Source organism: Chryseobacterium sp. VD8, from assembly GCF_037149975.1.
Taxonomy (GTDB): domain Bacteria; phylum Bacteroidota; class Bacteroidia; order Flavobacteriales; family Weeksellaceae; genus Chryseobacterium; species Chryseobacterium indicum.
Genome location: NZ_JBBCQL010000430.1, coordinates 1 through 1,131, shown reverse-complemented (window position 1 = coordinate 1,131; position 1,131 = coordinate 1). Strand labels below are relative to the sequence as shown.

At 37.3% G+C, this 1,131-nt stretch carries 2 protein-coding genes; both read left to right on the top strand.

Going from position 1 to position 1,131, the window contains the following annotated elements; genetic code table 11:
• Window positions 1-77 precede the first annotated feature (77 nt).
• Window positions 78-830, top strand: coding sequence for an SDR family NAD(P)-dependent oxidoreductase (locus WFK35_RS22855; protein ID WP_336734943.1), 753 nt, complete (start codon window positions 78-80; stop codon window positions 828-830).
• 15 nt (window positions 831-845) lie between these two features.
• On the top strand, window positions 846-1,131 hold a 286-nt coding region (locus WFK35_RS22850; protein ID WP_336734942.1), incomplete at its 3' end, for a hypothetical protein.

The following is a 1,131-nucleotide window of genomic DNA, read 5'->3' as shown; positions in this document are numbered from 1 at the left end:
GGTTTGAATTTTGGATCTATACACTTCTGATGAAAAGATTAAAAGACCATAATACAATCCAAAAATAAAAAGTAAAAATGAAAACAATATTAATTACCGGAGCAACATCCGGAATCGGAAAATCTACCGCCGAACTTCTGGCAAAACAGGGAAACAGAATAATTATCTGCGGAAGAAGGTCGGAAGTTCTGGAAAATGTAAAAAAAGAACTTTCACAATATACCGAAATATTTAGTTTAAAATTTGATGTAAGAAACCTGAAAGAAGTTGAAACGGCAATCCGTTCTCTTCCTTCGGAATGGAAAAATATTGATGTTTTAGTTAACAATGCCGGAAATGCTCATGGATTAGATCCTTTGTCTGCCGGAAAAACGGATGATTGGGATTCTATGATCGACGGAAACGTGAAAGGACTTTTATATGTTTCTAAAATGATTATTCCCGGAATGAAAGAACGAAATTCAGGACATATCGTCAACATCAGTTCTGTGGCAGCGAGACAGACGTACGCAAACGGTGTGGTTTATTGTGCCACAAAAAAAGCAGTGGATGTCATTTCCGAAGGAATGCGTATCGAACTGACGGAATTCGGAATTAAAGTAACAAATATTCAGCCGGGAGCGGTAGAAACAGATTTTTCGATGGTGAGATTTAAAGGCGACAGCGAAAGAGCTGCAACGGTTTACGCCGGTTATGAGCCTCTGAAAGCCGAAGATATTGCAGATTCCATCGCTTACTGCATCAATGCTCCGAAACACGTCTGTATTTCGGATATGACGATCTACCCTTCCGCTCAGGCGGAACCAAGAACCATCCACAGAAAGCTTTAATCTGAGTTTTGAAATATGAAACTTTTACCCTTCTTACTGTGTTTCTGTTGTATTTTAGGATATGCCCAGAAGTATTCCAAAGACGAAAAACAACTGCTTTCTCAGACTAGAAAACTTGATTCTCTGATACAGAATAACGATTCCAAAGTTTTAGATTTGTTTGAAGATGATGTTTCTTTCGGGCATTCCAATGGATGGATTCAGAACTATTCTGATTTTAAGATAGATTTCAGCTCGAAAAAAGTCATTTATGATAAGATTGAGCAGATTGAAATTTCAGAGCTTAAAAAAGATAAAAATA